Below are 4618 nucleotides of genomic sequence, written 5' to 3' on the forward strand. Positions count from 1 at the left end.
CCAACGCTCCTGATCGAAGGCATGACCCTTGCCGGAGCATGACCTCACCATAGCCGGGGCCACCGAAGATTTGCCGCTGCTGCGCGATGCCGCCCGCGAGGCGGGGCTCATCGCCATGCGCTACTTCGGCAACAGCCCGCAAGTCTGGATGAAGGGCGGCACATCGCCGGTCAGCGAGGCCGACCATGCCGCCGACGCCTACCTGCGCGAAACGCTGCTGGCGGCGCGACCGGATTATGGCTGGCTGTCGGAAGAGACCGTCGACGATCCGGTCCGGCTTTCGGCACGCCGCACCTTCGTCGTCGACCCGATCGACGGCACGCGCGGTTTTCTGGAAGGCCAGCGCACCTGGTGCGTCAGCGTCGCCGTCGTCGAGCGTGGCCGTACGCTGGCCGGCGTGCTGGAATGCCCGGCGATGGAGGAAACCTATTGGGCGCTGCCGGGCCAGGGCGCCTTCCGCAACGGCAAGCGCATTGCGGTTCGCAAGCTGGCGGAAACAGCCGAGATTTCCGGGCTGAAGCAGTTGACCGACCTGATGCCGGCCGAATGGCAGGCGCGGCTGAAGCGAGCGCCCTACAGCCCTTCGCTGGCTTATCGGCTGGCGATGATCGCCAATGGCGCGCTGGATGCCACTTTCGTCAAGCCGAATGCGCATGACTGGGATATTGCGGCGGCCGACCTCATCCTGCGCGAGGCCGGCGGCCAGCTGCTCGACCAGCACGGTCGCGCTCCACTATATGCCGGCGAGGTGACCCGCCACGGCGCCCTTGCTGCCGGCAGCGGTGAATTGCTGGCCGTGCTCGCCGGCGTCATCGCCGGCCTGGACGCGTGAAGGCGTTTTCCCCGGCGAGATGAATTCATCTCGCCCTAAAGGTTCCAAAGTTGGCGGCTTTGGTCTAGACCTGTGACAAACTCACGATATGTGAAGGACCGACATGGCCGCGGAAGACGGAAAGAAACAGCTTTTGCATCTGGTGTTCGGTGGCGAACTCAAGAAGCTTGGCGGCACCGAATTCCGCGATCTCGAGGGCCTCGATATCGTCGGCATCTATCCGGACTATCAATCCGCGCACACGGCGTGGAAAGCCAAGGCGCAAGCCAGCGTGGACAACGCCCACATGCGTTACTTCGTCGTTCATCTGCACCGGCTGCTGGACCCCGACAACAAGGTTGCCGGTTGACTTCGATGGAGCATGACCTGGCGAAAGGGCCAGCAAGCGATGCCGCGCCCACGGGCAGGGGACGCAGCCGCACGACCAAGGCCTTCTGGCGCAAGATTCGCCAACCGCTGGCGCAGTCGCGATTCGTCAAGAACGCCATCGCCAGCCTGTTCGCCCAGTTCGTGCGCTTCGTGCGCCTCACCAATCGCGTCGTCGAGGGATCGGCACGGTTTTCGGGCGGTGCCTATACCGAATTCGAGCCTGGCATCATCGCCTTGTGGCATGGCCAGCATCTGCTGACGCCAGCCTATTACCCCAAGCGCAAGCCGCTGGTCGCCATGGTTTCGCGCAGCGCTGATGCCGAGCTCAACGCCTTGATGCTGGAAAAATTCGGCATCGAGGCGGTGCGCGGCTCCGGCGGGCGCGAAAATGCCAGGCATCTCGACAAGGGCGGGGCAAAAGCGCTTATCGCCCTGAAAAAGTCGCTCGCCGTCGGCAAGAACGTCGCCATGATCGCAGATATTCCGCACGGCACGCCACGAGACGCAGGGCTTGGTATCGTTCTCCTGGCTCGCCTCTCGGGCCGGCCGCTTGTGCCTGTCGCCATCACCACCAGCCGCCGCAAGGTACTGGAGAAGAGCTGGGACAAGACCACCATCAACCTGCCGTTCGGCCGTTCGTCGATCGTCATCGGTCAGCCGATCTTCGTGGCGGCCGGCGCCGATGAGGCCGAAATGGAGCGCAAGCGCCAGGAAGTGACGACCGCGCTCAATGCCGCGACCGCCGAGGCCTACCGTCTCGTGGATGCTCCGCGATGAGCGGCCGCTGGGCGCGAGCCATGCTGTCGGCATACCGTTTCGCGGGTGCGGCCGCCTATCCGCTGGTCGGGCCCTATGTTGCCTGGCGCACCTCGCGCGGCAAGGAAGACCGCTACCGCCGCCGCGAGCGCTATGGCGTCGCCGGACGCGCGCGCCCCGACGGGCCGGTGATCTGGATCCACGCCGCGAGCGTCGGCGAGACCATCGCCGTCGTGCCGCTGGTCGAAAGCATTCTCGACTACGGCGTCAACATCGTGCTGACGACCGGCACGGTCACCTCGGCGCAGGTCGCCGATGAGCGTCTCGGTGACCGGATCATCCACCAATACGTACCGCTCGATCTCAAGCCGGCGGTCAGCCGGTTCCTCGATCACTGGCAGCCGGATCTGGCGATCATCGCCGAATCCGAAATCTGGCCGATGACCATCCTCGAGCTTGGCGCGCGCCGCGTGCCGCAGGTGCTGGTCAATGGCAGGCTCTCCGACCGCTCGTTCAAGTCGTGGAAGAAACGGGCCAACATCGCCGAGGCGTTGTTCGAGAACCTGGCTCACGTCGTGGCGCAGTCGGATGTCGATGGCGAGCGGTTTCTGGCGCTCGGCGCCCGGCCGGTCACCGTGTCGGGCAATCTCAAGGTCGATACCTCGCCGCCGCCCGTCGACGAACGGGCGCTGGCGACGCTGCGGCGGCAGATAGGCACGCGCCCGACCTGGGCGGCGATCTCGACCCATGACGGCGAGGAAGTGGTCGCGGCTGAAGTCCACGCGACGCTGCACAAACGCCACCATGGTCTTCTGACGATCGTCGTTCCGCGTCATCCCGATCGCGGCGAGGCGCTTGCGGCGCAGATTTCCGGCATGGGCCTGAAGGTCGCGCGGCGAAGCAAGGGCGACAGGATAGCCGCCGACACGGATATATTGCTCGGCGACACGATCGGCGAGATGGGACTCTATCTCCGGCTGACCGAAATCGCCTTCGTCGGCCGCTCGCTGACCTCCGAGGGTGGCCAGAACCCGCTGGAACCGGCCATGCTCGACACCGCGGTTCTCGCCGGGCGCAATGTTCAGAATTTTCGCGAGGCCTACCAGCGTCTCCTCGACAGCGGCGGCGCCAAGCTGGTGCGCGATCGCGACATGCTGGCCGGCGCCGTCAATTTCCTCCTGACCAACGAAGTGGCGCGCCACGAGATGATGGCGGCGGGTGTGGCGACCGTCGACGAGATGCGTGGCGCGCTGGCGCGCACGCTGAAATCGCTTGAGCCCTATATCCAGCCGCTGGTCGTCAAGTCGCGCCTGAAGGGCGCGAACGGTCGCTAGCGTGGCCTCTGAAGCACCACCATTCTGGTGGGAAGAGCCGGACTGGCGGGTCCTGGCACTGTCGCCGCTATCGGCCATCTATGCCGCCGCCGCCGGCCGCGGCATGCGGCGGGCCAAGCGCGAGAAGATCGAAGCACCCGTTCTGTGCATCGGCAATTTCACGGTTGGCGGCACCGGCAAGACACCGGTGGCCATCGCGCTCGCCGAGCAGGCGAAGCGAATGCATCTGAAACCCGGCTTCCTGTCGCGCGGCCATGGCGGCTCGTTCGCCGAGCCTCACGTGGTCGATATCGACCATGACAGTGCCAGGCATGTCGGTGACGAACCGCTGCTGCTCGCCGAACACGCGCCGGTGGCGGTGACGCCGAACCGCGCCGCCGGCGCCCGGCTGCTGTTGGAACGGCATGGCTGCGAATTCCTGATCATGGACGATGGGTTTCAGAGCGCCCGCATCCACATCGATTATGCGCTGGTCGTCGTCGATGCGCGCTACGGAATTGGCAATGGCCGCGTCATTCCGGGCGGGCCGCTCAGGGCCAAAATCGTCGACCAGTTGGTCTTCACCAGCGGGCTGTTGAAAATGGGCGAGGGCACTGCCGCCGACAGCGTGGTCCGCCAGGCGGCACGCGCCGGCCGGCCGATCTTCGAGGCCCATACAGAGCCAAGCGGCAAGGCAGGGCTTGCCGGCAAGCGGTTCCTCGCCTTCGCCGGTATCGGCCATCCCGAGAAATTCTTCGACACGGTGCGCGAAGCCGGCGGCGAACTGGCGTTGACGCGGCCGTTTCCGGACCACCATTTCTTTGCCGAGGACGAACTTGTCGAGTTGGCGGCGACCGCACGCACTGAGGGGCTGGTGCTCATCACCACCGCCAAGGACGCGGCCCGGCTGCGCCACGGCGCCCCACAGGACTTTCTCGACCGGCTCGAGGTGCTGGAGATCGACACTGTCTTCGAACTCGATCACGTTCCCGAGCGCATCATCGACGAGACGCTCGATGCCTGGCGCCAGCGCAAGCTGAAGGGTTAACCGCGTTTACGCAGCTCCGGATGCATCTCGATTTCGCGGCGCAGCGAGGCGGTGGCGCTGATGTACGGCTCCTGCCTGGCGACGCTCCAGTATTTCAACTCGTCGAGCGGAATGCTTTCGCCTGTCACCGCGCAACGCACGAACGCGCCGGGACTGGTAACCTGGAAGTCGCCATCCAGATAGCGGATGCGGGCTTCCTTGCCGCCGGGGCCTTCGAAACGGTTCATCATGCGGGGACGCCAGGGTTCATGAGGATTTCATCGCCATAAATTCCCGGCGAGGTCAAGCATGCGACAAGCC

6 protein-coding genes are annotated in these 4618 nt (G+C 65.5%); 5 read left to right on the forward strand and 1 reads right to left on the reverse strand.

Annotated elements, in window-relative coordinates; genetic code table 11:
• The first annotated feature begins 28 nt into the window (after positions 1–28).
• The 5 genes from EN984_RS23440 (at position 29) to lpxK (ending at position 4318) form a co-directional block, all read left to right on the forward strand.
• Positions 29–832: a 3'(2'),5'-bisphosphate nucleotidase CysQ gene (locus EN984_RS23440; RefSeq protein ID WP_127266859.1), complete on the forward strand. Its 804-nt coding sequence runs from the start codon at positions 29–31 to the stop codon at positions 830–832.
• A gap of 103 nt (positions 833–935) precedes the next feature.
• Entirely contained in the window at positions 936–1181 is a 246-nt protein-coding gene (locus EN984_RS23445; RefSeq protein WP_027038609.1) for a DUF4170 domain-containing protein, read from the forward strand.
• Between the two features lie 5 nt (positions 1182–1186).
• Positions 1187–1978: a lysophospholipid acyltransferase family protein gene (locus tag EN984_RS23450; protein ID WP_127266858.1), complete on the forward strand. Its 792-nt coding sequence runs from the start codon at positions 1187–1189 to the stop codon at positions 1976–1978.
• Positions 1975–3291 carry a lipid IV(A) 3-deoxy-D-manno-octulosonic acid transferase gene (waaA, locus tag EN984_RS23455; RefSeq protein WP_027038607.1) on the forward strand — a complete coding sequence of 439 codons (1317 nt, stop codon included), beginning with the start codon at positions 1975–1977 and terminating at the stop codon, positions 3289–3291. The genes EN984_RS23450 and waaA overlap by 4 nt, the downstream gene beginning before the upstream one ends.
• 1 nt (position 3292) lies before the next feature.
• Positions 3293–4318, forward strand: coding sequence for a tetraacyldisaccharide 4'-kinase (gene lpxK / locus EN984_RS23460; protein WP_127383973.1), 1026 nt, complete (start codon positions 3293–3295; stop codon positions 4316–4318).
• Here the strand turns inward: lpxK and EN984_RS23465 are convergent.
• Positions 4315–4548 (reverse strand): DUF2093 domain-containing protein, encoded by a 234-nt coding sequence (locus tag EN984_RS23465; protein WP_031213688.1) that lies wholly within the window; start codon positions 4546–4548, stop codon positions 4315–4317. The two genes, lpxK and EN984_RS23465, sit on opposite strands and share 4 nt — an antisense overlap.
• Between the last annotated feature and the right edge of the window lie 70 nt (positions 4549–4618).

The sequence above is a fragment of the Mesorhizobium sp. M7A.F.Ca.CA.004.12.1.1 genome (assembly GCF_003997835.1).
GTDB lineage: Bacteria > Pseudomonadota > Alphaproteobacteria > Rhizobiales > Rhizobiaceae > Mesorhizobium.

Bases quoted from the DNA above. Each gene is read 5' to 3' on its own strand.
- EN984_RS23445 (WP_027038609.1), top strand. From the start codon at position 936: ATGGCCGCGGAAGACGGAAAGAAACAGCTTTTGCATCTGGTGTTCGGT.
- EN984_RS23450 (WP_127266858.1), top strand. From the start codon at position 1,187: ATGGAGCATGACCTGGCGAAAGGGCCAGCAAGCGATGCCGCGCCCACG.
- waaA (WP_027038607.1), top strand. From the start codon at position 1,975: ATGAGCGGCCGCTGGGCGCGAGCCATGCTGTCGGCATACCGTTTCGCG.
- EN984_RS23465 (WP_031213688.1), bottom strand. From the start codon at position 4,548: ATGATGAACCGTTTCGAAGGCCCCGGCGGCAAGGAAGCCCGCATCCGC.